The sequence below is a fragment of the Mycolicibacterium tokaiense genome (assembly GCF_010725885.1).
Taxonomy (GTDB): domain Bacteria; phylum Actinomycetota; class Actinomycetes; order Mycobacteriales; family Mycobacteriaceae; genus Mycobacterium; species Mycobacterium tokaiense.
In genome coordinates this window covers 3157023-3179761 of sequence record NZ_AP022600.1, presented here as the reverse complement: position 1 = coordinate 3179761, position 22739 = coordinate 3157023, and the positions used below count along the sequence as shown (strand labels likewise).

Sequence of the window (22739 nt, the reverse complement as noted above, 5' to 3'; positions counted from 1 at the left end):
TGAGCAGGGGCGACAGGACTTGAACCTGCAACCTGCGGTTTTGGAGACCGCTGCTCTGCCAGTTGAGCTACGCCCCTTCAGCAGCCGGCCACGCCGACTCCATCAGGTTGGGCCCCACATAACTCGCGCGCTACCCGATCGGTCAAACCGCCGGACAGCGCGCTTGTACGTGGGAGAACCCCGAGGTCCGAGTGTACATCGGGGTAATGGCTATCTACTAATCCGCGACCCGGGTCACCTGACCAGTGGCGATGTCGAATTTGATCTTGGCCGATTCCTCACCCTGCTGGCCCATCAGCGTGGTGAAGGCCTCCAGGACCATATCCCCGTGTTCGTCGGTGAGGATGTTGCGAGTGACCACGATGTCCGCGCCGAAGCGCTCGGTCACCGACACCACTTCCATCACCGGGTACAGCTTGTCGCCGACCTTGATCGGCTTGTGGTAGAGGAACTGCTGGTCTACCTGCACGATCTGCATGGTCTCGAAGCCAGTGTCGACGTCGCGGAAGAACTGCTGCTGCACCAGCAGCGCGACGGTGGAGACGAAGGTCAGCGGCGCCAGGAGGCCGTCGTACCCCAGCTCAGCCGCCGCGTCCTCGTCGTAGAAGGCCGGGTCGTCGTTCTTGACTGCCCTGGCGAACTCCCGGACCTTCTCCCGGCCGACGGTGAAGTAATCCGGGTACTTGTAGACCATCCCCAGGATGTTGGTTTTGATCGCCATGTCAGGCCAGCGTCGCCTTCGCCACGGCGCGCCCGAAGATCTTCTTGCCCCCGGTGGTCGCGTTGATCGCAATGACCACGGACTTATCGTCCGCGTCCACGGATTTCACCCGGCCGCTGAACACCAGCTCGGCACCCTTGCCGTCGTTGGGCACGGGCACGACGGCAGTGAAGCGCACGTTGTACTCGGTGACGGCACCGGGATCGCCGACCCAGGAGCTGACGTAGCCGCCACCGAGGCCCATGGTGAGCATGCCGTGCGCGATTGCCACGTCGAGGCCGACCAGCTTGGCGATCTCGTCATCCCAGTGGATGGGGTTGAGGTCACCCGACACACCGGCGTAGTTCACCAGGTCCATCCGGGTCAACGGGATGGTCTTCTCCGGCAGGGTGTCGCCGACACTGACCGAACTGAACTCACGCAGAGCCATCGTTGAAGCCACTCTCTTCGTCATCGCTACGCCCCGCCAAGGTGGTGTAGCACTCCTGAACTAACTCGCCGTCCTGGTTCGTGATCAGAACCTTGGTGACGATGATGTCGGTCCCGTGCGCTTGGCGGACCGAGTGCACGTAGACATCGCTGTAGAGCTTGTCCCCCACCACGACCGGTCGCAGAAACTTGAACGACTGGTCCACCTGGACGATCTGGCGATCGGAAATACCGATGTTGGCCTGGTCGAAAAAGGCCCGCTGGGACGTGTAGCCAAAGACGGAGACAAAGGTCAGCGGGGCCACCAGACCCGTATACCCCAGCTCCTCAGCGGCGCCCTCGTCGAAGAACGGGGCATCGTCATTTTTGACGGCGGTGGCATATTCGCGAATTTTCTCGCGCTCGACCTCATAGTGGTCGGGGTAACGGTAATGCGTCCCGACCAGTTTTTCAGACAGGGGCACGGGTGGACCTAACTCGATCGACTCAACCAACGAAAGAAAGGGCCGACCGTTGATCGGCCGGCCCTGACTGGGGTTTAGCGAGACTCGCGATGCCCCTGGTGCTTGCCGCAGTTCGGGCAGAACTTCTTCAGCTCCAGCCGATCGGGGTCGTTGCGGCGGTTCTTCTTGGTGATGTAGTTGCGGTGCTTGCACACCTCGCAGGCCAAAGTGATCTTCGGCCGGACATCTGTACTGGAGGCCACGGTTTCGTCCTTTTCAACACGTCTTTGTCAGTCTTGTAGCGGTGGGGAGGCTCGATCTCCCGACCTCACGATTATGAGTCGTGCGCTCTAACCAGCTGAGCTACACCGCCCCGAGGTACGAGCGACAATCCCGCCGCACGTCCACCGAGCCCCCTAACGGAATCGAACCGTTGACCTTTTCCTTACCATGGAAACGCTCTGCCGACTGAGCTAAGGGGGCCTGTCACCCACCGCGTCAGCATTCGCTGCCGCCGGGGCCTTAAAGAGGGTACAGCCTGGCTGGATCAAGCACCAAACCGCTGGTCAAGCCTCATGGAAGAACCTCTACTCTGGCCTGATGGCCTCCAGCACCGATGATCGCCTCTACTTCCGCCAGCTGCTAGCCGGGCGTGACTTTGCGGCCGGCGACATGATCGCCACCCAGATGCGCAACTTCTCGTATCTGATCGGCGACCGCGAGACGAAGCAGTGCGTCATCGTGGACCCGGCCTACGCGGCGAACGATCTGGTGGACGTCCTCGAGGCGGATGGGATGTCGCTGGCCGGCGTGCTGGTTACCCACCACCATCCCGATCATGTGGGCGGCTCGATGATGGGCTTCACCCTCAAGGGCGTCGCAGAACTGCTGGAACGTCAGAGCACCCCGATCCACGTCAACACTCACGAAGCGGAATGGGTTTCGCGGATCACCGGTATCGCGCGGACGGATCTGACCGCACACGAGCACGGTGACCGACTGAGCGTGGGGGCCATCGACATCGAATTGCTGCACACGCCCGGCCACACGCCGGGAAGTCAGTGCTTCCTACTGGATGGCCGACTGGTTGCCGGCGACACGTTGTTCCTGGAGGGCTGCGGCCGTACCGACTTCCCCGGTGGCAACGTCGACGACATGTACCGCAGTCTGCAGCAATTGGCAGCGCTGCCGGGCGACCCGGTGGTGTATCCCGGGCATTGGTACTCGGCGGACACCAGCGCGCCACTGGACGTCGTCAAACGCAGCAACTACGTGTACCGGGCGTCCAGCCTCGAGCAGTGGCGCACCGTGATGGGCGGCTGACCCAGACTCCACCGAATCGAGTAGCGCACTACGCGCGGCCCGCGGCCCATGCTCGACCAACGTCAGCGCCATGAAGGTGATCGTGCTGTCCGTTGAACTCGAGGCCTCTACATCCCTGAGCCAGGTGGGGCTCCCGCCGGCCGCGCCTGACGGCGTTCACGTGCCGATCCGGATCGGCGGCGACCGAGAGGGACTGCACCGCGGCACCGCCGAGGCCTACTCAGCTCTGGCGGGTTGCTACGACACCGGGGACCAGGTGGTGCTGTTCGGCGCCGGTGCAGGTGCGGCGAGCGTCTGCCTCCTGGCAAAGGTGCTGGGCACCGTGGGGTTGGTGGAGCCCGATCATCACCTGTTCGATTTCGCCGTCGCCCACTGGTTGTCGCCGGCGGTTGTCCGTCCGGAGGGCGACTGGGCCCGACTTGGCCACCTCGCCGCCACCGTCGCCGGCGCCGTGCCGGTTCCCATCACCTATGTGGGTCTGCTGCACATGGTCACCCCTGCTGAGCTGCCGCCGATGTCGACGTCGCTGCCGACCGTGCAGATCGGACGGCATGCGCGAGGCATCGACTCTGCGGTCGGCGAGTCGGCGCTACCGGTGGCCCCCGGGACGATCGACGAGGTGTGGTTTCGCGGCGGCTATCCCGACATCATCGGCCTGCCGTCCGGCGATCCCCGGCTGAGCCACCGGGCGCTGGACTGGGTCCTGGATGGAGCCCAGCAGGCGGGCGTGCAGTACCGCGGGACCACCGTGGCGTTGCCGGCCATCCCCTCCCGTCCGTCGCCGCCGCGCAGGCTGCGGCGCCCGCGGGCCTCATTACCCGACCTCGCTCTGGTGCACTCGAGTGTGCGGGCCTACGTCGAGGCCCACCCGCGCTACTGGCTTCACCTGCCGAAACGGGTCACCTGGGTGGACACCGAGTGGCCGGCGTCGGCAGAGCGGCTGGCCGCACCGATGTGACTCTTGACGTTTCGTAACGACGTTTCGTAACGTCGCTATGAAACGTCGGATCCAGCGTGGAGAGGTCACTCATGAGCGGCGCAGTCATCTACCGGCACGACGAGACCATTGCCGTCATCACCCTCGATGACGGCAAGGCCAATGTGCTGGGCCTCGGCATGCAGCAGGCCATCAACGACGCCCTCGACAATGCCGAACGCGACGACGTCGGCGCCGTGGTGCTCGCCGGCAACCGGAAGGTGTTCAGCGGCGGCTTCGACCTCAAGGTGTTCCAGTCCGGCGATGTCGACGCTTCGGTCGCGATGCTGCAGGGCGGTTTTGAGCTCTCCCACCGGCTGCTGTCGTTTCCCAAGCCGGTGGTGATGGCCTGCACCGGTCACGCGATCGCGATGGGTGCATTCCTGCTGTGCAGCGGCGATCATCGAATTGCGGCCCCCGGCTACAACATTCAGGCCAATGAGGTCGCCATTGGCATGGTCCTGCCCTACGCAGCCCTCGAGGTCATGAAACTGCGCCTCACCCGCGCCGCCTACCAGCAGTCGGTGGGCCTGGCCAAGGTCTACTTCGGCGAAGCCGCCCTGGCCGCCGGCTGGATCGACGAGATCGCCCTTCCCGAAGCGGTGCTGGAGCGCGCCGAGGAGGCCGCCCGAGGGTTCGCCAACCTGCATCGCGGCGCCCATGTCGCGTCGAAACTGCGGGCCCGGGCCGAGGCGCTCGACGGGATCCGTGCGGGCATCGACAACATGAAGGCCGAATTCGGCCTCAAGTAGGAACGCACGATGCCGCGGGTCAAGCAGCGCACCGCCGACTTGCGCGACCGTGTGCTGGCGGTGGCGGTCGACGTGGTCTGCGCCGACGGTGTCTCCGGGTTGACCACCCGTCGGGTAGCCGAACAGGCCGGAACGTCGGTGCCCGCCATCTACGAACTGTTCGCCGACAAGGCCGGTCTGGTGCGACAGGTGTATTTCGAGGGTTTTCGCCGACTCGGTCGGGCGATGGCGGTGGTCGCGGACACCGGGGACCCCGTGGCCGATCTGCAGGCGCTGATTCCGGTGTTCCGCCAGTTCTGTCTGGACTATCCGGCACTGGCCCGGGTGATGTTCTCCCGGCCGTTCGAGGACTTCGCCCCCGGCCCCACTGAACTCGCTCAGGCGCCGACAGTGCGGGACGTTCTGCTCTCCAGGGTGCGACGGTGCGTCGATACCGGGCAGCTGCGTGGACGCCCCGACGACATTGCTCACGTCCTGCTGGCGCTGGCCCAAGGCCTCGCCATCCAGGAGGCCGGAGGGTGGCTGGGCAGCACTGGCGAATCTGTAGACAGACGGTGGAGCGTGGGTGTGGCCAGTGTGATCCGAGGCTTCTCCGCGCAACGACCGAATTCAATCGTTTCCGAAATACATTGAGGCTGTTCGCAATAGGAGCACGCCCCCTCAGTGCCCGCCGGAGTTTCACCTCAGGTTAAGTATTCGACTGGTAACGTTCGCAGCTCCGCAACGATGAAACACAGGGACCACCGTGGCCCGATGTGATGGAGGGGATGTAGTCGATGACCGAGAATGCCCGTAGCTGGACACGCTTGGCTACCAAGCTGACCGTCCTCGGCATCGGATCGGCGGCTGCCACCGCCGCGTTCCTGAGCCTGGGTGCCGCGACCGCCAGTGCCGACGTCCGCGAGATGGCTCCCCGCCCCAACGTCACCAGCCGCCAGGCCACCGTCGTCGACCAGAACGCGCTGCGCCGCAGCGCCCAGGGTGAGGCCCGTGGTTTCTGGGGCAGCACCCGGTCGGCCGATACCGGCATCGTGCACTCGCAGGGTGAGGTCCGCGACAGTGTGAAGGCCGTGGTGGGCACCCGCTCGGCACCATTTGGTGTCCGCCAGAACGGTGAGTTCCGGCAGGGCGCCCCCATCGGCAGCTGGTGATCCACCAACCCTGAGCTCCAACGTCAATCGGGTGCCACCCTAGGGGTGGCACCCGATTGTGCGTCTGTGGGCCAGCCGCTAGACGATGATGGCCATCTGCTGATCGAACAGTTGGATTGCCTGCATCAGCAGCGGCGCCTCGCGGTCGGCGGCGTAGGCGTTCAACTGCAGTACATAGGCTCCGTCGTCGGCAGGGATCACCACTGTCTTCTGCGCGACGACGCCCAGACCACCCGGCGTGGTGTACGTGCCGGCGGACTGCGAATTGGGGAAGCCCATCAGCTCGCCGCGGGACGCGGGATTGGTGGCCTGGAACCCCGGCATCTGGCGCAGTTCCGCCGGGGCGTACTCGAGCAGGACATCCGGATTGACCTCCCCGGTGAGCTTCGACATCAGCACCAGGATGCGCGGCGGGTTGGTGGGAACCGCACTGCCCGGGAAAAAGAAGGCTCCGAAGGGTGCCTCGGGGACGTCGTCGCGGCGTTGCCATCCGGGCGGCAGCGGCAGGTTCACCGTCGGAACGCCCTCCTCGCCCGGCTTGACCGCGGTCTCCTGCAGGCCGTTCTTGCCGATGAAGTCCTGAATGGTCTCGTTGGGGTTCGCCGGCGGGTCTTGGGCCACCGTGGTGGTCGCCTCGCTGGAAGTCTCCGCCGCCGAGCTTCCACCGTCGGATTCGGAGGACGAGTCCGAGCCGCAACCCACGAGGGCCAGGCCGAGTGCCAGCGCGGTGAGGCCGGCGCCGGCCGCGGTGGTGAACTTCTTCACGAGTGGTCTCCTTCTGGGAAAAGTCTCGGCGCTCAGCCTACGGCGAGCAAAGCACTTTCGGGTGTCGAGGGCGCAACGGGAGAGTAGCTGGACGCAGCACGTAGACCTAGCCACCACATCACGGGCGTACCGGGTGTCGGCTGAGAATCGACACTCGGTTGAACGTATTGATGGCGATCGCAACCCACACCGCAGCCGAGACCTCATCGTCAGTCAGCGCGGTGCGGGCCCGTGCGTACTCGCGCTCGGCGGTGTCGTGATCGGGCAGGGCCGTGGTGATCTCAGCCAGCCGCAGGGCCGCTTGCTCCCGCGCGTCGAACAGTTCGGTCTCCCGCCACTGGCTCACCGTCGCCAGCTGCCGGGACGTCACCCCCGCAGCAGTTGCCTTGCGCGCGTGCACGTCCAGGCACGTGGCGCACCCGTTGATCTGCGACACCCGGACGTTGATCAATTCGACCAGCGTCGGCGCGAGCCCCCGTTCCTTGGCCGCAGCGCTGACGGCGGACGCCATGCCGATCGCCGCGCGATAGGCGGCCGGATCGGCTTTGTCGATGAACACGTGGGCTACGTCCATGGCCCGCTTTCAGCGTCGCCCCGCGCTGCCGCGGGTAGGGTCATCAGGTGGCGTTGATGTTAACCACCCCCACCGGCAGCCCGGCACATGAGTAACGCCGAAGTCGCGCCGGTCGAGATCGATTGTTCCGCGCGCGCACCGCTACCCGGCCTGGAGATCCTGGCACCCCGGGACGTGCCACTGGGCGGCCCGCGGGCGATGACCGTGCGCCGGACACTGCCGCAGCGGCAGCGCTCCCTGGTGGGCGCCTGGTGTTTCGCCGACCATTACGGCCCCGACGACGTGAGGAACCGGCCCGGCATGGACGTGCCCCCGCACCCTCACACCGGTCTGCAGACGGTGAGTTGGCTGTTCGCCGGTGAGATCGAGCATCGTGACAGCAATGGCGTGCACGCGCTGGTGCATCCCGGTGAGCTCAACCTGATGACGGCCGGTGCAGGAATCTGCCACTCCGAGGTCTCGACGCCGGCGGCGATGGTGCTGCACGGGGTTCAGCTGTGGGTAGCCCTCCCGGACGAGTTTCGCCACAGCGAGCGTCGGTTCGATCACTATGCCCCGCAACCGGTTTCACGCGGCGACGCCACCATCACGGTATTTCTGGGTGAACTTGCAGGGCAACGCTCCCCAGTGTCGACCTTCACTCCGCTGCTGGGCGCGCAGGTCGATCTTCCGCCACAATCAACTCTTGCCATCGAGGTGGACACCGACTTCGAGCACGGGGTGTTGCTGGATTCCGGTTCGCTGCAGATCGCGGAGCAGCCCGTCGCCGTCGGCGAACTCGCCTTCCAAGGTGTCGGACGCGAGTCGTTGACGATGGTCAACACCGGCGAATCCCCCGCACGCGCGATCATCCTCGGCGGCACCCCGTTCACCGAGGAACTGCTGATGTGGTGGAACTTCGTGGGCCGCACCCACGAGGAGATCGTGGAATACCGGCAGGAATGGCAGGAGCGGTCCTCACGTTTTGGGAGCGTGGTGGGCTACGTGGGCGATCCGGACTGGCTGCCCGCACCGCCGCTGCCGACCACCCGCCTCACACCACGGAAGCCGCCGACCCGGAAGGACGTTCGATGACACTGACCGACAAGACCGGAGCCGCCCTCGCTGTCGCCAAGGAACCCGGAAAGTTCACTGTGGCCGTGGACGGGCAGGCGGTGGGGCTGGCAGATTTCCGGGACAAAGACGGTCAGCGGGTTTTCTTCCACACCGAGGTCGACGACAGTTTCGGCGGCCGCGGGATCGCCACGGTGATGGTGCGGGAAGCGTTGACGGCAACTCGCGCTGAAGGGTTACGGATCGTGCCGGTCTGCCCGCTGGTCTCGGCCTACGTCAAGAAGAACCACGAGTTCGACGACATCGTGGACCGGCCGACCCGCGAGATCATGCAGTGGCTGAAGAGCTGAGCTACCCGCTCAGACGATCAGGGCCGCGAACACCGCCCCGGTGACGATCGCAATGATCAATGCCACGGTGGTCTCGCCGGCGAGTGCAGCCACCACCACAGCGGTGATGGCGCCCATGGCGAGGACGAACAAGAGCGCGCTCAGCACACCCTTGGCGGACACATGCCCGCTGCCGGCGGGCCGCAGCGCGGCTTCGGGGACCAGCGGAACGTTCTGGGCAGTGGTCATGACAATCCCCGTTTCCTTATGGCGAGGATCACAGCATAACGAGTTTTGTGACAGGCGCCACGTTACGTTGACGGACTAAATTGTTTCGTGGCGCAGCCGATCGGCAAGTCGGGTTGTTCAGTGTGAGCTGCGAGGATGCTCGGCCATCCAGCGCTGCTCGACTTTCTTGACCCGTTGATGCTCGATGGTGACCAACAGCGCCCCTGCCGTCACCAGCGCACCGGCGATCAGCCCGAGGATCAGCGGCCAACCGTCCCGGCTGTAGGCCGTCGCGGCGACGAAACCGGCGATGGCGATGACGCCGAGAGCCAGGAGAAAGAGGCCCGGCCACCACAGGGTGTCGATGAACGACTCCCCCGCATGTGGCTGGGTGGTTCGGACGTGGTCCACCGGGTCGTGGTGCGCACCCTTCATGTCACCTCTCCTCTCGTTGAGAGATGAGTCCATCGTACGCGCACTGTGACTTGAGTCACATGCGCCCAGTTGCCGCCAACGCGGGTTCGATGAAATGTTCAGCTTGCCTGACCGGACTGAAGCATCGCCAATAGATCTGACTTGGTGTGGTCACTGTGCTTCAGTAACCGATCCCGCGCCCGCTTCTGGTTCCCGTCGCGGGCAGCTTTGACAATCTGGTCGTGCTCATTCACCGACGACACAAACCGGGCCTCGGTCATGGTGTGTTTACCGATCCGGCGGAAATGGGTGGCGATTCGATCGATCACTTCACGCAGCACGTCATTGTCGATGGCGCTGAACAGAATGTCGTCGAAGCGATCGATCTCGGCGACCAGGTCGTCGTACTTCTCGGCGGCCAGCAGTTCCTTGGACCGCAGCACGTTCAGGCGTAATTCCTCGGCCACTGGGGACGTCGGATTCTCGGTAATCCGCTGCAGGCACTCAGCCTGAATGACGAACCGCGCCTCGTAGAGCTGATCGAAGTCACGAGCGGTGTACCACTTGGCGCGGGCACCGCGGTACGGTGCGATCTCAACGAGGCCGTCACTTTCGAGACGCGCCAAAGCCTCCCGGATCGGGGTTTTGCTCACGCCGAAGCGTTCGGACAGTGGGATCTCCTTGAGCGGTGCGCCGGGCGGGATCTCCTGGGAGATGAGGTCCTCACGGAGCCGGTAGTAGACACGGTCTTTGACCTGCTGAAGATCCATCGAAAGCCCTGCGCTCGTGTCCTGAGGAACTGGCGACCGTGACACGGCCGATGAACCGGTGATCATAGTTGATGGGCTCGGATCAAGATCGATCGCGCCAATACACGAGCCTCTTGTCGATCAATTCGACAAGGCCGTAGAGCAACAGGCCGAAGAACATCAGGGCGATGATCACCGCGAACGAGGAAGCGACGTCCAACTGAAAACTGAACGTCTTGGATAGCACACCCATTCCGACGGAGGCACCCACGAACTCGGCCACGATGGCGCCGATCAATGCCAACGTCACCGCATTCTTGATACCTGCGAGGATCAGGGGCAGTGACGAAGGCAAGGTCAGCTCCCGGTACTCCTGCCAGCGACTGGCGCCGAATGAACGCATCAGGGTCCGGGCATCACGGTCCACCGTCTCCATGCCTACCAACACATTGAGTAGCAGCGGAAAGAAACAGATGGTTGCTGCCATCACAATCTTCGACTCGAGCCCGAACCCGAACCAGGTCAGGAAGATCGGCGCGAACGCGATGCGCGGAGTGATCTGGAACGCCACAACGATCGGGTACAGCGCACGGCGGGCCAGATCCGACATCCCGAGCAACGTGCCCAGCACCCAGGCGGTGACGATGCCGATCACAAACCCGACCAACGTCTCGGTCATGGTGGCTTGTGCGGCCTCCCAGAAGAAGGGTTCGGTCACCATCGCTGCCAGGCTGGTGGCGATGGCCGACGGGGGCGGCAGGATGATCGGGTTCACCATGCCGAAACCGACGACGCCCTCCCAGATCGCGAGGACCATCAGGATCACCGCCGTGGGTGGCCACACAGACCGCCACATCGACGATCCACGTCTCCGACGTGGCAGAGCGTCCGCTTCGCGTACGGTGGCTTCAGGTTCCGACGAGAGCGCCGAGCTCATAACTGCTCCTTACACATTTGGGTTCTCGGGATCTACAGATACGCGCTGATCGAGTCGCGCACTTTGACCGCCAACTCCGCGGACGCCGCTGAGGTGGCCTGCGCCGTCGTGCGCGGCCTGGGCAGCGCGATGTCCACGACATCCACCACCCCACCGGGTCGCGGCCGCATGGTGACGATTCGGTCTGACAGGAACACCGCTTCGGCGATGTTGTGGGTGACGAACAGTGTGGTGCGACCGTTTTCGTCATGTAGCCGGGCGAGCTCCACATTGAGACGCTCCCTGGTGAATTCGTCGAGCGCCGAGAACGGTTCGTCCATCAGCAGTACCGGTGGGTCGGTGGCCAACGCCCGGGCCAGACTCACCCGCTGCTTCATGCCGCCGGACAGTTCCCACACCTGTTTGGTGGCGAAATCGGCCAACCCGGTGAGTTCCAGAAAGTGCATGGCCGCGTCCTTGGCCTCGGCCGGGGACCGTCTCTGCACCTTGGCCGGCAGCAACACGTTCTCCAGAACGTTCTTCCACGGGAACAACACCGGCCGCTGGAGCATGATCGAGACATCGGTGCGATCCGCCTTGGCGGGCGAACCGGCGATGTCGACGTTGCCAGAGGACGCGTCGGTAAGGCCTGCGACGATGTGCAACAGGGTCGACTTTCCGCAGCCGCTGGGCCCGAGTAGCGAGACGAACTCGCCTTCGGCGATGTCGAGATCGATACGGTCCAGCGCGGCCACCGGTCCACTGTCGCTGTTGTAGACCTTGGTCACCCCGGCGACCCGGATCGCCGAACCAGTGGCCTGTGAGGCTCGAGCAGCGACGCGGGTCGGGCTGAAATCACGGGGCATACTGCTGCGCATGTTCTTGCACGGCGGGAAGGTCGATCTCGGAGTACTCCTGCTGCAGGCTGGTGATGTCGTCACCGGAACCCATCGCAACGGGATCAGCTGAGCCCTTTATGACACCCGAGTCGGTCAGCACGTCGACAGTGGTCTGCCAGCCTTCCGCGCTCACCGCACCGTACGGTGTGGCCGGGTCGTAGCTGCCCGCGTAGCGCCGCACCTCGTCGAAGTACACCTGGGCGTAGTTCATGTCGGTGCACTCCTCGGGCACCGTCTTGCACACGATGTCCAGTGCGCCCTCGGGATTGGCGTCAGTGAATGCCGCGCCCATGGCGAAGGCGCGGGCGATCTTGACTGCGATCTCCCGTTTCGCCGGATCCTCCAGTGCGGCGGCGGTGCTCACCAGACAATCGCCCGGAATCACGTTCAGGGATTCGGGGGTGATGTCGGTGAACTTGTTTCCCGCGGCGGTAAAGGTGGCCAGATCGGCGAAGCTGGTGGCGTAGGCGTCAACCGTTCCGTCCTGTAGGGCCGTCAGCGACTGCGGGCCCGCTCCGCCGATGGGTAGCAGTGTGACATCACCATTGGGCGTCAGCCCGGACTCGGCCAGCGCGGCGTTGACAATGGGTTCCTCACCACCACCCGCTTCGGTGATGCCGAGAGTCTTGCCACGAAGGTCTGCCACTGAGGCCACATCGGAGCCCTCGGGTGTGACGATGATGAAGATGTTGCTGGCCGGGTAGCACATCGGGATGCGGATGTTGGGATCCGTCTCAGCCGCCACCACAGCGCTGGCCGCGCCGGAGAAGCCGAAATCGACGTTACCGGCGATCAATTGCTGTGTCACGAAACCCGATCCGTCCGCCTCCTCGATGCTGAGGTCGAGCCCTTGGTCCGCGAAGTAACCCTGCTCCTCGGCCACCATCAGCGGCGTCCAGAAGATGCCCCGCGGGAAGGGCAGCATCAGCGTCGCCGGCGTGGCACCGTCGACGGCTGCGGTCGCGCTCTCCGAACTCGGGCTCGAGCCGGAACCGGAGGAACAGCCGGCCAGGACCAGAGCGGATGCGGTGGCTGCACTGACGGCAGCCCAGACGTGTTTGTTCATGCTCGGGAACTCCTCCAAGTGACGTGGACCTTGCGGTTCGAATCTTGACGATAGTATTCAATCTGGCAGAGTGCGTGTGGTTTCGTACATGAAAAGCTTGTGTTACGTCCACGCTTACCTGCCAAACAAGCTGCTAAAGCGGATTTTTCGGCTTCTCCGTTCCGCTTGACCCGACCTGGCATTGCTCATATATTGTCGTTAATAAAGGAGGAACACGGCGTGATCGCGGAATCCGAAGAACAGACTCTGGCCATCATCGACGAGCACATCGACATCGATCGACTCGTCACCACCGTGCAGGCAATCTGCCGGATTCCCAGCGTCCTGGGCGATGAAGGCGCCTTTGCGGCCTACCTCGTAGACATGATGCACGCCTCCGGCTTCGATGGCGCGGCACTGCAACCGGTCCTTCCCGACCGCCCGAACGCCACCGGGCACCTCGATTTCGGCACCGGCGGTCGGACCGTCGTACTGACCGGCCACCTCGACACCAAGCCACCGTCACATGGCTGGACGGTCACGGAACCGTTCTCGGGTGCCCTGATCGACGGTTCGATCTACGGCCAGGGCATCATGGACATGAAAGCAGCCCTGGTGTGCCAGGTGATTGCCATGGAAGCACTGCGCGCCAGCAAAATTCCCCTCAACGGACGACTGGCGTTCGCCGGCGTCGCCGATCACATGGGTGACCAGTTGGGCGCCATCGAGTACTTCGCTCACCATCCCGCCGACCTGGCTGTGCTCGGCGAGTGCTCGGGCAGCCAGATCTACCTGGGCCACCGCGGCCGGTACTACTTCGACATCACGGTGCGCGGCCTCAGCGCGCACACCTGCCACAAGCCAGCCGCGATCAATGCCAATCTCCTTGCTGCACACGCCATCATCGAGCTCGATGCGTCGAAGCTGGAGCCGCAGCTCGAAGAGTGGGTACTCGATTTGTTCGGCCCGGAGACCTTCATGGCGCCCGGCCGCGTGTACGGCGGGCTGCCGCCGGGCGGGCCGTCGATGATCCCGGACGAGTGCGTCATCCGGGTTGACTGCCGCCCACAGCCCGGCGTCACCATCGAAGAGGTTCGCGCCGAGATCGACCGCTGCCTGGCGGCCGCCGCAATGCGCGATCCCCGGTTCAAGGCCGACGTCGAACTCGTCGACGTCAAAGACGGTTACCTCGTCAGTCGCGATGACGAGGTGGCCACCACGATGATCCGCGCGCTCGCATCGGTACGTGGACACCAATCACCGGTATCGGTGGGCAACTGGCTGGGCGACACCTCCAGCGTCGGGCATAAGGTACCCACGATCATCTTCGGCCCGGGCGCCGAAAGCGCTTACGCTGCCAACGAACACCTGACAGTGGACGAGATCGTGGAAGCCACCCGCGCCTACGCCGTGTTCGCTGCCCTGAGCCTGGGCGCCGGAGCCTGATTACCAGACACCGAGATAAGGACAACATCATGCTTGTGGGAGCTGCTCTCCAACCCGTTTACACCGCAGATGAATTCGGCGGCATCGTCAGCGAGATGGAAGGCTGGGGCGTCGATCAACTCTGGCTCACCGACTCGTCACTACACGCCAAGTGCTGCTACTCCTTCGCCACCCTGGCGGCACTGAACAGCACCACCATGTCCATCGGCACAGCGGTCACCAACCCGGTCACCCGGCATCCGGCAGTCGGGGCCGTCGCCGCCCTGACCCAAAAGGAGATCTCCCACGGGCGGTTCCGCTACGGCATCGGCGCCGGTGACCGCCCGCTGCTCGCCCTGGGCCACAAACCAGCAAAGCTGGCGGTGTTGGAGGATGCCATCACCGCCACCCGGCGACTCTGGTCGGGTGAAGAGGTCTCGTGGGACGCCCACGGCTTCAGCCTCGACCACGCCCACGTCCGGCATGGCACCCCTGCACAGATCCCCCTCTACGTCTCCGCCAGCGGCCCCAGGACCCTCGAGATGGCCGGGCGCATCGCGGACGGCATCATCCTGCTGGCCGGTCTGCACCCCGACGGTCTGCAATACGCCCTCAGCCACATCGAACGCGGCGCCGAGAAGGCCGGTCGCGACAAGCGCCCGTCCATCACCGTGTTCGGCTACGGAGCCGTCAGCGATGACGAGGAATACGCGCTGGAAGCCGGCCGCAGCATCGCCGCATGGTTCCCGCAGACCGCCCCGGAGTACTGCCGCCTCGCCGGGCTGCCGGACGACATCGCGCAGAGGGTGAAATCGTCCTACGGCGGCGGAGAGTTCCAGGAAGCCAAGTCCGCGGCGGGGCTCCTACCAGACAGTTTCGTCCGACGGATGTCATTGTGCGGGGACAAATCGGTGGTACGCGAGCACCTGAAGACCATGGCGGAGTTGGACATTGATTGCTTTGCTGCGTTCCCGACCACCGACACTGTTGAATCCCGCCTGGCCACGGTGAGGGCGCTCGCCGAGACAGCGGCCGAGTAGCTTGGCGATGCGCGCACTCCCAGACCGCACCGTCGCCCGGGTTCTCGATACCTGCTTGGGTGTCCGCAGCGATGAAACCGTGGTACTGCTGGTCGATGAGGGCACCGACCCCGCCGTCATCGCCGGGCTGGCCGTCGGACTCGATCAACGCAACGCCAGGTCCCGGGTGGTGATCGCGCCCCGCTACGACATCCCGGGCTCGGAGCCGACGACCGAGGCGGCACAGGCACTGCTGGACGCCGACGCCGCCATAGAACTCACTTCGGTGTTCATCGGTTCCAACCAGGCCCGCAGACACGCCACCGACGCCGGCCGGCGCTACCTGGCCATGCCGGGCGTCACCGCCGAGACCTTCCGCCTCGGCGGCCCCTACGACGTCGACTTCGACGCTTTGTCCGCCACCACCCGGACCATCGCCGCACTCTGGGATACCGCCGACACCTACCGCATCACCACGCCTGCCGGTACCGACCTCTCTGGATCAATCCGAGGACGAAAAGGCCGCTCGCTCACAGGAATCGCCCGCGATCCCGGCACCTACATGGCACCGCCGGACATCGAGTCCGGCACCGCTCCGGTGGAGGCCTCCTCCTCCGGGGTCGTGGTGATAGACGCTGACTACCTCTTCATGGGACCCGGCCCCTGCACAGCTCTGTCGGTGCTGCACCTGAGCGACGGCCTTCTGACCGCCACCGAGGGCGACGAGGCCGACCGGCTGACCGAGATGATGGCGCGTTGCGGCGATCCGCGGATGGCCAACCTGGCCGAGGTGTCGATCGGGCTCAACCCGCAGGGCTCGGTCTGCGGTGTGGCGATGGAGACCGAGTCCTCCCTCGGCAGCGCCCACATCGCTTTCGGCAATTCAATCGCCTACGGCGGCACCGTGGCGGCCGTCGCCCATCTGGACTGCGTAATGCGGAGCGCCACTGTCTATTTCGATGGTGTGCCCCGAGTCGTCGAAGGAAGGGTCGTCACATGACCAGCCCGGCATTGCCGTCGTTCGAGGAGCTGCTCGGCCGGGACGATGTGATCTGGATGGGTCAGAACACCACCCACCTGGAGCCAGCCCCCGAGGTGCTGGCCGCGCTGGCCGAGAGCACCCGCAGGCACGAGTTCCAGGTATACGCCCCCTCGGCGGGATTCACCGAACTACGTGAACTCATCGTGGCTGATCTGGAGTTGCCCGGATTCGACGCGTGGGTGCTCGACGGTGCGGTAGCCGGCTTGCACCACCTCTGTATGACTCTGGCGCCGCGAATCTCCCGGCTGATCACCAGTGACCCAGGATGGCCGTGGCCGGCCCGGTTCGTCGGCCTGGGCGGCGTGCAGGTGACCACGCTCCCGGTGTTCGAGCAACCCCGCGCGCTGCTGACCGCCGCACAGATCGCCACCGTGATCGAACCATGCTCGTTGATCTACCTGATCGACCCACTGAACCCGCTCGGCAGTTCCTACACCGCCAAAGAACTCGCCGACATCGTGGAGGTGGCCCGGGCATCCGACTCGTACCTGATTCACGACGCCACCTACCGCCACTTCGCCGACGCACACACCTTGGCGGCAACGCTCTACCCGGAGCGCACCTTCACCACCTACAGCTTCTCGAAGTGGTTGGGGCTGGCGGGACTCCGCGTCGGCGCGGTGGTGGCGTCACCGGAGCTGCTCGCGGAGGTGATGGCCGTTCCGGCGAATCCTCTGGGTGCAGGGATCCAGGCGCAACGAGCGGCCATCGCGGGGCTGCGAGTCCGGGACCGTTGGTTGACGCTGGTGCGTGAGGTCAATCGTCGCAACCTCGACACCGTCGAGGCCATGGTCGCAGACTCGGGCGTGGGCTCGGTGGTGGTGCCCCGGTCTCAGGGCAACTTCCTGGCCGTCGACCTCACCGATACCGGATGGACCTCCGATGACCTGTGTGACCAGATCCTCGCCCAAACCGGGGTTTTCATCCGGCCCGGGACCTATCAGTCCCCGATGTTCGGAGAACGGTTCGTGAAGATAAGTACCTCTGTGCCGCCCGCCTGGGCGGACACCTTCTGCAAGGCCTGGCGAACGGTGGCGCTGCGATGACCTTCAGCGAGATCAGCCTGGACGAATACACAGCCTCCAGCGGGGTGTCGCTGGGGCGGCGGGTCGCCGCCGGAGAACTGTCCCCGGTGCAGCTCGCCGAGTGCGCTCTGGCGATTGCGCGCCGAGAGGAGCCGCGCCTGAACGCCTACGCCGCGCTGATGCCGGAGCGCGCACTGGCAGTGGCGGCGCAACGCGAAACCGAAGTGCGTGGGGGACGCGTCCGCGGCCCACTGCACGGAGTCCCGATCGCTGCCAAGGACAACATGTACATTGCCGGCGAGCCGTGCTGGAAAGGGTCGTTGACCACGAGCGACGACCCAGCACCCGTGTCGTCACCGATGGTGTCTCGACTCGAGAACGCAGGCACGGTAATCGTCGGTCGCACCACCACTCCTGAGTTCGGGTGGAAGGCAGTCGGTAATTCTCCCCGCACCGGCGTCACGCGCAACCCGTGGAACACCGAGTGCAACACCGGTGGTTCGAGCGCGGGGTCGGGTGCCACCGTCGCGTCCGGAGCGGTCCCCATCGCCACTGGGACCGACGCCGGCGGATCCATCCGCATCCCGGCGTCGTTCTGTGGCGCGGTGGGTTTCAAGCCAACCCTGGGCGCGATTCCAGTGTGGCCGGGCACCGTCAACGAGAACCTCTCGCATGCAGGGCCGTTGACCCGTAGCGTCGAAGACGCTCAGTGCGTATTCGGGATCACACGCGGGCCGGATTCCCGCGACCCGCAATCGTCGTTTTCCGCGCCCCTTCCAGCCACATCATCGCCGCTGCGCGTCGCCGTGATACCCACGCCTTTTGGTGTCACACCGGACGCCGCGGTGGCTGATGTGTTCGATTCAGCGGTCGCGGCATTGGCGGGCGCACAACTCGCCGATATGACCGAGACCTCGCTCGACCGCGCCGCGCCCAGAGAGATCTTCGACGCTTTGTGGGTGACCGGGCGCGGCATCGGCTTCGCCGACACGGTGCGCACTCACCGCGAAGTAATGGACCCCGCGCTCGCCCGCCTCGCCGACCTGGCCGGGGACTATTCGCTGCCGGGGTTTTTCACGATCATGCAACAGCGCAGAGCCTTCAACGAGTGGGCCTTCAGTCTGTTCGACACGTGGGATCTCCTTCTGATGCCCACGCTGCCGTTGACGGCGTTTGCGGCCGAGGCTGAGGTGCCCGAAGGCGGTCAGCGTGAGGCAGCCTTGCCCTGGACGACGTGGACCCCGTACACCTACGCGTTCAACATCTCCGGGCAGCCGGCCATCTCAATTCCGATCGGACTGTCCTCGAACGGCCTCCCGGTGGGCATGCAAATCGTCGGGCCCTGGTCCGCAGACCTGCAGGTACTGGCTTTCGCCGCCCGGTGCGCCGCCGTCCTGAATCTCTCGACGAACACGATGTTTTCAGCTGCGCCGAGCCAACGCTGATGAGACGGAAATCAATGCGCCGATGACCTGCGCGCTTCATAACAGTCCGGTCTCGGTGGGCTGTGGCAATCGTGTTGATACAACCGGTGGGTTAGGTTGGTTCCGACTCAAGGGGAGGACCAATCGTTGAAGAAGCATGCCGCCGCCATCGTGGCTGCCGCCGCAGTGCTGCTGCCTGCGCAGTTGGGCTCAGCAACCACCGCCGCCGCCGAACCGGCTCCTACCACGTCAGCTCAACCGGCTACGACTGTCAGCATGCCGTCGGTGACGGGGATAACTCTGGCAAAGGCCCTGGATACGGTGCAGGCGCTGTCCCCCGACACTCAGTTCCGGTTCACAGTCGCCCCTGTGGACGGGGAGCCCACTCAGATTCTCAGCCCCGGCAGTTGGCAGGTCTGTCGCCAGTCGCCTGCGGCCGGCAGAAGCTTCAATCCTGCCCGGACTCGCGTGACGTTACGGGTCGAGCGCCCCTGGAACCCCTGCTAAACCTTTCTCGCTGAGGCCGCAGCGCATGTAGTACCCATTCCTGTGAAGGTGCCGCGAGGTGACTGGATGCGGGAATAGGGTCCCACAGCCACCGGACAGAGCGTTCACAGCTGTCAGGTCTGGCGTTCACAGCTACTCGATTGGCAACCTCTGCACATCGTTGACGCCACGTTGCTGTGGCGGTCCGCGAATGCAGCTGAGCCACTCTTGAACCGGTTGATTACCTGGGCATTCGAGATAGCTGCGTCACACGTCACCCAGTGGAAGGCTGTCCATCATGAAAAAGCACATCGTTATCGCCGCCAGCACCATGGCGCTGCTGTCGGCCGCCGTCGGTGTCGCGGGCCCCGCGCAGGCGGCGGCACAGGGATTCAAAATGCCCTCTATCGAGGGAATGAATTTGCAGGAAGCCGAAGACGCTGTGACTGCGGCGGCCGCGGGCATGCCGCTCGACCTCGAGTCGCACAACATCACCGGCATGAAGCAGCGTCAGCTCAGCCTCACCGACTGGCTGGTGTGCGACCAGAAGCCGAAGGCGGGAAAAATGATTCGCAGCGCCCAGGAAGTCGATTTCGGCGTGGTGCGGGAGTTCGACGCCGCCCGCAACATCTACGACCCCATGGTGGCCGACGCCTGTAACTAGCAGGCACTCTGGTTCCGGTGCAGCCGTGGCGGCAAACTTCATGAAAGTTTCTGTCGGCTGGCGCTTTTCGTAGGCCTTGCACCAGCCCGGTTTCCGACTAGAGTGTAGGGACTAGCGGCTGCGTCAATTCCCGGCGACGGAGACCACCTAGATCAGGGTTCACGAAAGCTGTTCAGGCGGTATCTCTTTCACCGGTCGATCGGCCCAAGACCGACGGCGGTTGCCAACGATGTCTCGCCGCAATCCAACGCAAGGCTCTGGGGGCCCCATGGCGGACACTCTGCTGTACAAGCGCTGGCGCTCGCTGCGTCGCAAACTCAGAACGCGGGTGCAGGACGCAAAAACCTTCACTCATCCTGCCGTGAAGATCATCCTCATGGCGATCCTGATCGCAGCCACAGCGGCTGCGGTGATCTACGCGCTTCGCGAGGACCCTGCAAAGCACCCACCGGCAGAAGTCGGGTCGCCCTCAGCACAGGTGGTCGCGGCCGGCACGCCGCAACCAACGGCAGGGCTCCCTGTTTAGACCTTCGCGCACTGCCGCATCGCAGCAGTGTCGGCGTAGCGCTGCACTCGGACGGTGGCTATCTTCAGCATGCAAGCCCAGCCAGAGCGATGGAGTTGATTCGCGGCGCCTTGGGTGGCCGGCGATAACCCACCAACAAGGAGTCTTCCGCAGGACCCGCACCGTATGCCTCGGTCGCGGCCGCCTCCGATCAATTGCCAATTTCAGGTCCGTCACACTCGACTAACGGTGAAGGCCGACGACACCCACTCGTAGAACCGGTCTGTGCCATACGACTCGACATTGAGAACCCAGGCCCAGAATGGGCCGCCGTTGTCTGGTGGCATAGGCCGGAAGAATTCTCCCTGGCTGGTGGGCTGGCTATGCAGCACCGTCTCCACTATGTCCCCGTCGATGATGTAGGCCAGCACAACTTCCTGGTTCGACCCGTTGAATCGGGCCAGGATGATCGCCGCGCCTTGGAACGCACCACCCGGGTAGCTCGAAGCCCACAGGGTACCGCCGACTAATCCAAGGTCGTAGCGAACTGGAATGGCCTGCGGCGGAATGACCGGCCCGTAAGCGGTGCGTCCAACAACGGCCTGCCCAAATACGCTCCAACCATTGCCGTAGCTGTCGGTGTAGACGGTGGCGTAGCCGGGCCAGCCGGTGGCGTCGTTCCCGAAGTTTATGTCAGTAGCGATGTTTCCGCTGAGTGTCCACTTAGCAACGTGCACCACCAGCCCGTCGGCTCGGTCCAGAGCTCGGGCTCCGATCCAAGAGTAGGCATCGGGATCAACCACAATCGCGCCGGAGTTACCAGCGAGGGAGCCGATCGTGGTCCACGTCGAGCTGCTGCCAACCGCGTTCTCCATCGTGCATCGGATGCCGGCGACCGCTGTCGGGGTGTAAGTGATCTTGATCCGCACGCGATCACCCCATGACACGCCGTTCAGCGGCACCGTCGAGGTTAGGGTGGAGGCTTGTCCGCCTGCGCGGCTGACGACGAATCTTAACTTTAGCTCGTTGGTGGAGGCGCCGAGCCAGGCGTACCAACCGTTGCCGCCGTCATACTGCCCACACAAGTCCAGGTACGCGTAGTCCGGCTTCGTGGACGGCAGCGTCATGTCCATCGACATCACGATGCTGGTCGCTCCGTCCGCAAGCGTCACCTCGGTACTTCTGACGCAACTGGGTGAAGCGCCGATCGGGCAGATCAGCCCATTGGCGGATGCGGGCGGGCCGACCGTGGGTGACGAGTACTGACCGCCCCATTCGGATAGCCAGTAGCGCGCAGTGGCCGGCCGGTTAGTAGGAACCCCCTCTGCTGTTAGCACACCCATCGCGGATGGCCACGGGCGCGCGGCAAACAATCGTCGCTCCTGGCTGACGTTGGGCAGCAGCCGGAGGCTGTAAGTTGGGATGACCGGAAGGTTGGTGCCGCTGACGTTGGCGGTGAAAGTGTCGTCCAGCGGAGTCGATATTGCACCCGAGTTCAGATCGATTTCGATCCAGGACACCCCATTGATTGTTTCGTCACTGGGATTGGTTCCAATTGCAACGCGCACCACCTGCGCGTCCGCTGAGCCGGTGGCTGTTGTGCAGTAAATCTTGGTCCCGTTCCCTGAAATAAGGTGAGTTCCGGGCGCATTGGTCGTGACTTCCAACGTCTCCCGGTCCACCTCCTCGGTCAGGAGATACCAGTCGGTGAGTGTGCGACGGTACAACCGGTAGTAGGTCACCTTGGACTGGTCTGAAAGGTGGTCGACTCTCCAGGCTTGCCCGTACGCCACGACGTCACCCACATCAACTGTCTGTTCGGGTGCTTGGACCACACTAGCGGGCAGGTCGGGGAGGCCCACTCGGTAACGGATCAGGGTGTCTTGGCCGTGGTGATTCCAAGCGACCAGAATCGGGTCTCCGGGGGCAGCGCTGATTGCAGGTGCGTTGTGGTCATCGGCAGGCACGGTTCCGATCTGATGGGTGGTTGCAATACCGGAGTCGTGGTTCACATCCACCAATAGCAAGGGCGTTGCCGTTCCGTTCGAGTCACCCAACACGCCCAGCAAAGTATGCTTGTAGGGCTTTGCGAAGAACACCGCAGTGGGCAGAATCCACCGGTATTCGGACATACCCTGTGGAATTGAGAATTCAGCCATAGGACCCCCCGGTCATGCACTCAGTAAGACTGAGTCTCTTTTAGTCGATTACTCGCTGCCGCGCATCAGATTTCAGTTTTCCCGCAAGCACATTGTTGCTTCAGCAAATAAGACCCGCTTGCTGCCCTGTACGAGCGGTGTGCGTGAATGACATTCGCAATGGCGTCTCTGCGCTGGCGCTTGGACGGCCGCAGCCGCAAAGGCGTTTCCGGGGGTGCACGAT

Annotated in this window: 28 protein-coding genes and 3 tRNA genes; 15 read left to right on the top strand and 16 right to left on the bottom strand. The window is 64.3% G+C overall.

The window, feature by feature from the left end; all coding sequences use genetic code 11:
* Positions 1 to 4: 4 nt before the first annotated feature.
* The 7 genes from G6N58_RS15555 to G6N58_RS15525 form a co-directional block, all read right to left on the bottom strand.
* Positions 5 to 77, bottom strand: a tRNA-Trp gene (locus G6N58_RS15555).
* Between the two features lie 140 nt (positions 78 to 217).
* Positions 218 to 721, bottom strand: a complete 504-nt coding sequence (gene hadC / locus G6N58_RS15550) for a (3R)-hydroxyacyl-ACP dehydratase subunit HadC (protein ID WP_068915521.1) — start codon at positions 719 to 721, stop codon at positions 218 to 220.
* A gap of 1 nt (position 722) precedes the next feature.
* Positions 723 to 1151 carry a (3R)-hydroxyacyl-ACP dehydratase subunit HadB gene (gene hadB / locus G6N58_RS15545; RefSeq protein WP_068915520.1) on the bottom strand — a complete coding sequence of 143 codons (429 nt, stop codon included), beginning with the start codon at positions 1149 to 1151 and terminating at the stop codon, positions 723 to 725.
* On the bottom strand, positions 1138 to 1614 hold the full coding sequence (gene hadA, locus G6N58_RS15540; RefSeq protein ID WP_068915519.1) for a (3R)-hydroxyacyl-ACP dehydratase subunit HadA: 477 nt from the start codon (positions 1612 to 1614) through the stop codon (positions 1138 to 1140). Before hadA ends, hadB begins: the two co-directional genes overlap by 14 nt.
* 74 nt (positions 1615 to 1688) lie before the next feature.
* Positions 1689 to 1856, bottom strand: coding sequence for a 50S ribosomal protein L33 (gene rpmG / locus G6N58_RS15535; RefSeq protein WP_068915518.1), 168 nt, complete (start codon positions 1854 to 1856; stop codon positions 1689 to 1691).
* 36 nt (positions 1857 to 1892) lie between these two features.
* A tRNA-Met gene (locus G6N58_RS15530) sits at positions 1893 to 1966 on the bottom strand.
* Positions 1967 to 2003: 37 nt separating this feature from the next.
* Positions 2004 to 2076, bottom strand: a tRNA-Thr gene (locus tag G6N58_RS15525).
* 117 nt (positions 2077 to 2193) lie between these two features.
* Between G6N58_RS15525 and G6N58_RS15520 the strand changes: the two genes are divergently transcribed.
* From G6N58_RS15520 to G6N58_RS15500, 5 genes are all read left to right on the top strand, one after another.
* Positions 2194 to 2916 (top strand): MBL fold metallo-hydrolase, encoded by a 723-nt coding sequence (locus tag G6N58_RS15520; RefSeq protein ID WP_068915517.1) that lies wholly within the window; start codon positions 2194 to 2196, stop codon positions 2914 to 2916.
* Positions 2917 to 2986: 70 nt separating this feature from the next.
* Positions 2987 to 3874 carry a phospholipase effector Tle1 domain-containing protein gene (locus G6N58_RS15515; RefSeq protein WP_115278110.1) on the top strand — a complete coding sequence of 296 codons (888 nt, stop codon included), beginning with the start codon at positions 2987 to 2989 and terminating at the stop codon, positions 3872 to 3874.
* Between the two features lie 71 nt (positions 3875 to 3945).
* Complete coding sequence (locus tag G6N58_RS15510; RefSeq protein ID WP_115278111.1) at positions 3946 to 4644, top strand: crotonase/enoyl-CoA hydratase family protein; 699 nt, start codon at positions 3946 to 3948, stop codon at positions 4642 to 4644.
* A gap of 9 nt (positions 4645 to 4653) precedes the next feature.
* Positions 4654 to 5277, top strand: coding sequence for a TetR/AcrR family transcriptional regulator (locus G6N58_RS15505; protein WP_115278112.1), 624 nt, complete (start codon positions 4654 to 4656; stop codon positions 5275 to 5277).
* Positions 5278 to 5450: 173 nt separating this feature from the next.
* On the top strand, positions 5451 to 5795 hold the full coding sequence (locus tag G6N58_RS15500; RefSeq protein ID WP_232067878.1) for a hypothetical protein: 345 nt from the start codon (positions 5451 to 5453) through the stop codon (positions 5793 to 5795).
* A gap of 78 nt (positions 5796 to 5873) precedes the next feature.
* Here G6N58_RS15500 and G6N58_RS15495 read toward each other — a convergent pair whose 3' ends face one another.
* Both G6N58_RS15495 and G6N58_RS15490 read right to left on the bottom strand, forming a co-directional pair.
* Positions 5874 to 6560: an LpqN/LpqT family lipoprotein gene (locus G6N58_RS15495; protein WP_068915513.1), complete on the bottom strand. Its 687-nt coding sequence runs from the start codon at positions 6558 to 6560 to the stop codon at positions 5874 to 5876.
* A 118-nt stretch (positions 6561 to 6678) separates the two neighbouring features.
* Positions 6679 to 7134: a carboxymuconolactone decarboxylase family protein gene (locus G6N58_RS15490; RefSeq protein ID WP_068915512.1), complete on the bottom strand. Its 456-nt coding sequence runs from the start codon at positions 7132 to 7134 to the stop codon at positions 6679 to 6681.
* A gap of 87 nt (positions 7135 to 7221) precedes the next feature.
* Here G6N58_RS15490 and G6N58_RS15485 point away from each other — a divergent pair, with 87 nt between their 5' ends.
* Both G6N58_RS15485 and G6N58_RS15480 read left to right on the top strand, forming a co-directional pair.
* Positions 7222 to 8208, top strand: coding sequence for a pirin family protein (locus G6N58_RS15485; protein ID WP_115278114.1), 987 nt, complete (start codon positions 7222 to 7224; stop codon positions 8206 to 8208).
* On the top strand, positions 8205 to 8537 hold the full coding sequence (locus tag G6N58_RS15480) for a GNAT family N-acetyltransferase (protein WP_115278115.1): 333 nt from the start codon (positions 8205 to 8207) through the stop codon (positions 8535 to 8537). The genes G6N58_RS15485 and G6N58_RS15480 overlap by 4 nt, the downstream gene beginning before the upstream one ends.
* Before the next feature lie 9 nt (positions 8538 to 8546).
* Here G6N58_RS15480 and G6N58_RS15475 read toward each other — a convergent pair whose 3' ends face one another.
* The 6 genes from G6N58_RS15475 to G6N58_RS15450 form a co-directional block, all read right to left on the bottom strand.
* Positions 8547 to 8765, bottom strand: coding sequence for a hypothetical protein (locus tag G6N58_RS15475; RefSeq protein WP_068915509.1), 219 nt, complete (start codon positions 8763 to 8765; stop codon positions 8547 to 8549).
* 117 nt (positions 8766 to 8882) lie between these two features.
* Positions 8883 to 9179: a protein UsfY gene (usfY, locus tag G6N58_RS15470; protein ID WP_068915508.1), complete on the bottom strand. Its 297-nt coding sequence runs from the start codon at positions 9177 to 9179 to the stop codon at positions 8883 to 8885.
* A gap of 98 nt (positions 9180 to 9277) precedes the next feature.
* On the bottom strand, positions 9278 to 9928 hold the full coding sequence (locus G6N58_RS15465) for a GntR family transcriptional regulator (protein WP_163908185.1): 651 nt from the start codon (positions 9926 to 9928) through the stop codon (positions 9278 to 9280).
* Between the two features lie 82 nt (positions 9929 to 10010).
* Positions 10011 to 10763, bottom strand: a complete 753-nt coding sequence (locus G6N58_RS15460; RefSeq protein WP_163908183.1) for an ABC transporter permease — start codon at positions 10761 to 10763, stop codon at positions 10011 to 10013.
* Positions 10764 to 10876: 113 nt separating this feature from the next.
* A complete protein-coding gene (locus G6N58_RS15455; RefSeq protein WP_163908181.1) occupies positions 10877 to 11611 on the bottom strand; it encodes an ABC transporter ATP-binding protein in 735 nt (244 codons plus the stop codon).
* A gap of 67 nt (positions 11612 to 11678) precedes the next feature.
* Complete coding sequence (locus G6N58_RS15450; RefSeq protein ID WP_147289312.1) at positions 11679 to 12788, bottom strand: ABC transporter substrate-binding protein; 1110 nt, start codon at positions 12786 to 12788, stop codon at positions 11679 to 11681.
* 219 nt (positions 12789 to 13007) lie between these two features.
* Between G6N58_RS15450 and G6N58_RS15445 the strand changes: the two genes are divergently transcribed.
* The 8 genes from G6N58_RS15445 (at position 13008) to G6N58_RS15410 (ending at position 20378) form a co-directional block, all read left to right on the top strand.
* The gene (locus G6N58_RS15445) at positions 13008 to 14213 is read left to right on the top strand and encodes a M20 family metallopeptidase (RefSeq protein WP_115278120.1); all 1206 of its coding nucleotides are present in this window, start codon (positions 13008 to 13010) and stop codon (positions 14211 to 14213) included.
* Positions 14214 to 14242: 29 nt separating this feature from the next.
* On the top strand, positions 14243 to 15232 hold the full coding sequence (locus G6N58_RS15440; protein ID WP_115278121.1) for an LLM class flavin-dependent oxidoreductase: 990 nt from the start codon (positions 14243 to 14245) through the stop codon (positions 15230 to 15232).
* Between the two features lie 7 nt (positions 15233 to 15239).
* On the top strand, positions 15240 to 16211 hold the full coding sequence (locus tag G6N58_RS15435) for a 2,5-dihydroxypyridine 5,6-dioxygenase NicX family protein (protein WP_115278122.1): 972 nt from the start codon (positions 15240 to 15242) through the stop codon (positions 16209 to 16211).
* A complete protein-coding gene (locus tag G6N58_RS15430) occupies positions 16208 to 17299 on the top strand; it encodes a pyridoxal phosphate-dependent aminotransferase (protein WP_115278123.1) in 1092 nt (363 codons plus the stop codon). The genes G6N58_RS15435 and G6N58_RS15430 overlap by 4 nt, the downstream gene beginning before the upstream one ends.
* Positions 17296 to 18723, top strand: a complete 1428-nt coding sequence (locus tag G6N58_RS15425) for an amidase (protein ID WP_115278124.1) — start codon at positions 17296 to 17298, stop codon at positions 18721 to 18723. The genes G6N58_RS15430 and G6N58_RS15425 overlap by 4 nt, the downstream gene beginning before the upstream one ends.
* A gap of 255 nt (positions 18724 to 18978) precedes the next feature.
* Positions 18979 to 19209 (top strand): PASTA domain-containing protein, encoded by a 231-nt coding sequence (locus G6N58_RS31225; protein ID WP_353961420.1) that lies wholly within the window; start codon positions 18979 to 18981, stop codon positions 19207 to 19209.
* A gap of 277 nt (positions 19210 to 19486) precedes the next feature.
* Positions 19487 to 19852, top strand: coding sequence for a PASTA domain-containing protein (locus G6N58_RS15415; protein ID WP_068915507.1), 366 nt, complete (start codon positions 19487 to 19489; stop codon positions 19850 to 19852).
* 268 nt (positions 19853 to 20120) lie between these two features.
* Positions 20121 to 20378: a hypothetical protein gene (locus G6N58_RS15410; protein ID WP_115278125.1), complete on the top strand. Its 258-nt coding sequence runs from the start codon at positions 20121 to 20123 to the stop codon at positions 20376 to 20378.
* A 212-nt stretch (positions 20379 to 20590) separates the two neighbouring features.
* On the opposite strand, the gene G6N58_RS15405 is transcribed toward G6N58_RS15410, so the two are convergent.
* On the bottom strand, positions 20591 to 22516 hold the full coding sequence (locus G6N58_RS15405) for a hypothetical protein (RefSeq protein ID WP_163908177.1): 1926 nt from the start codon (positions 22514 to 22516) through the stop codon (positions 20591 to 20593).
* Between the last annotated feature and the right edge of the window lie 223 nt (positions 22517 to 22739).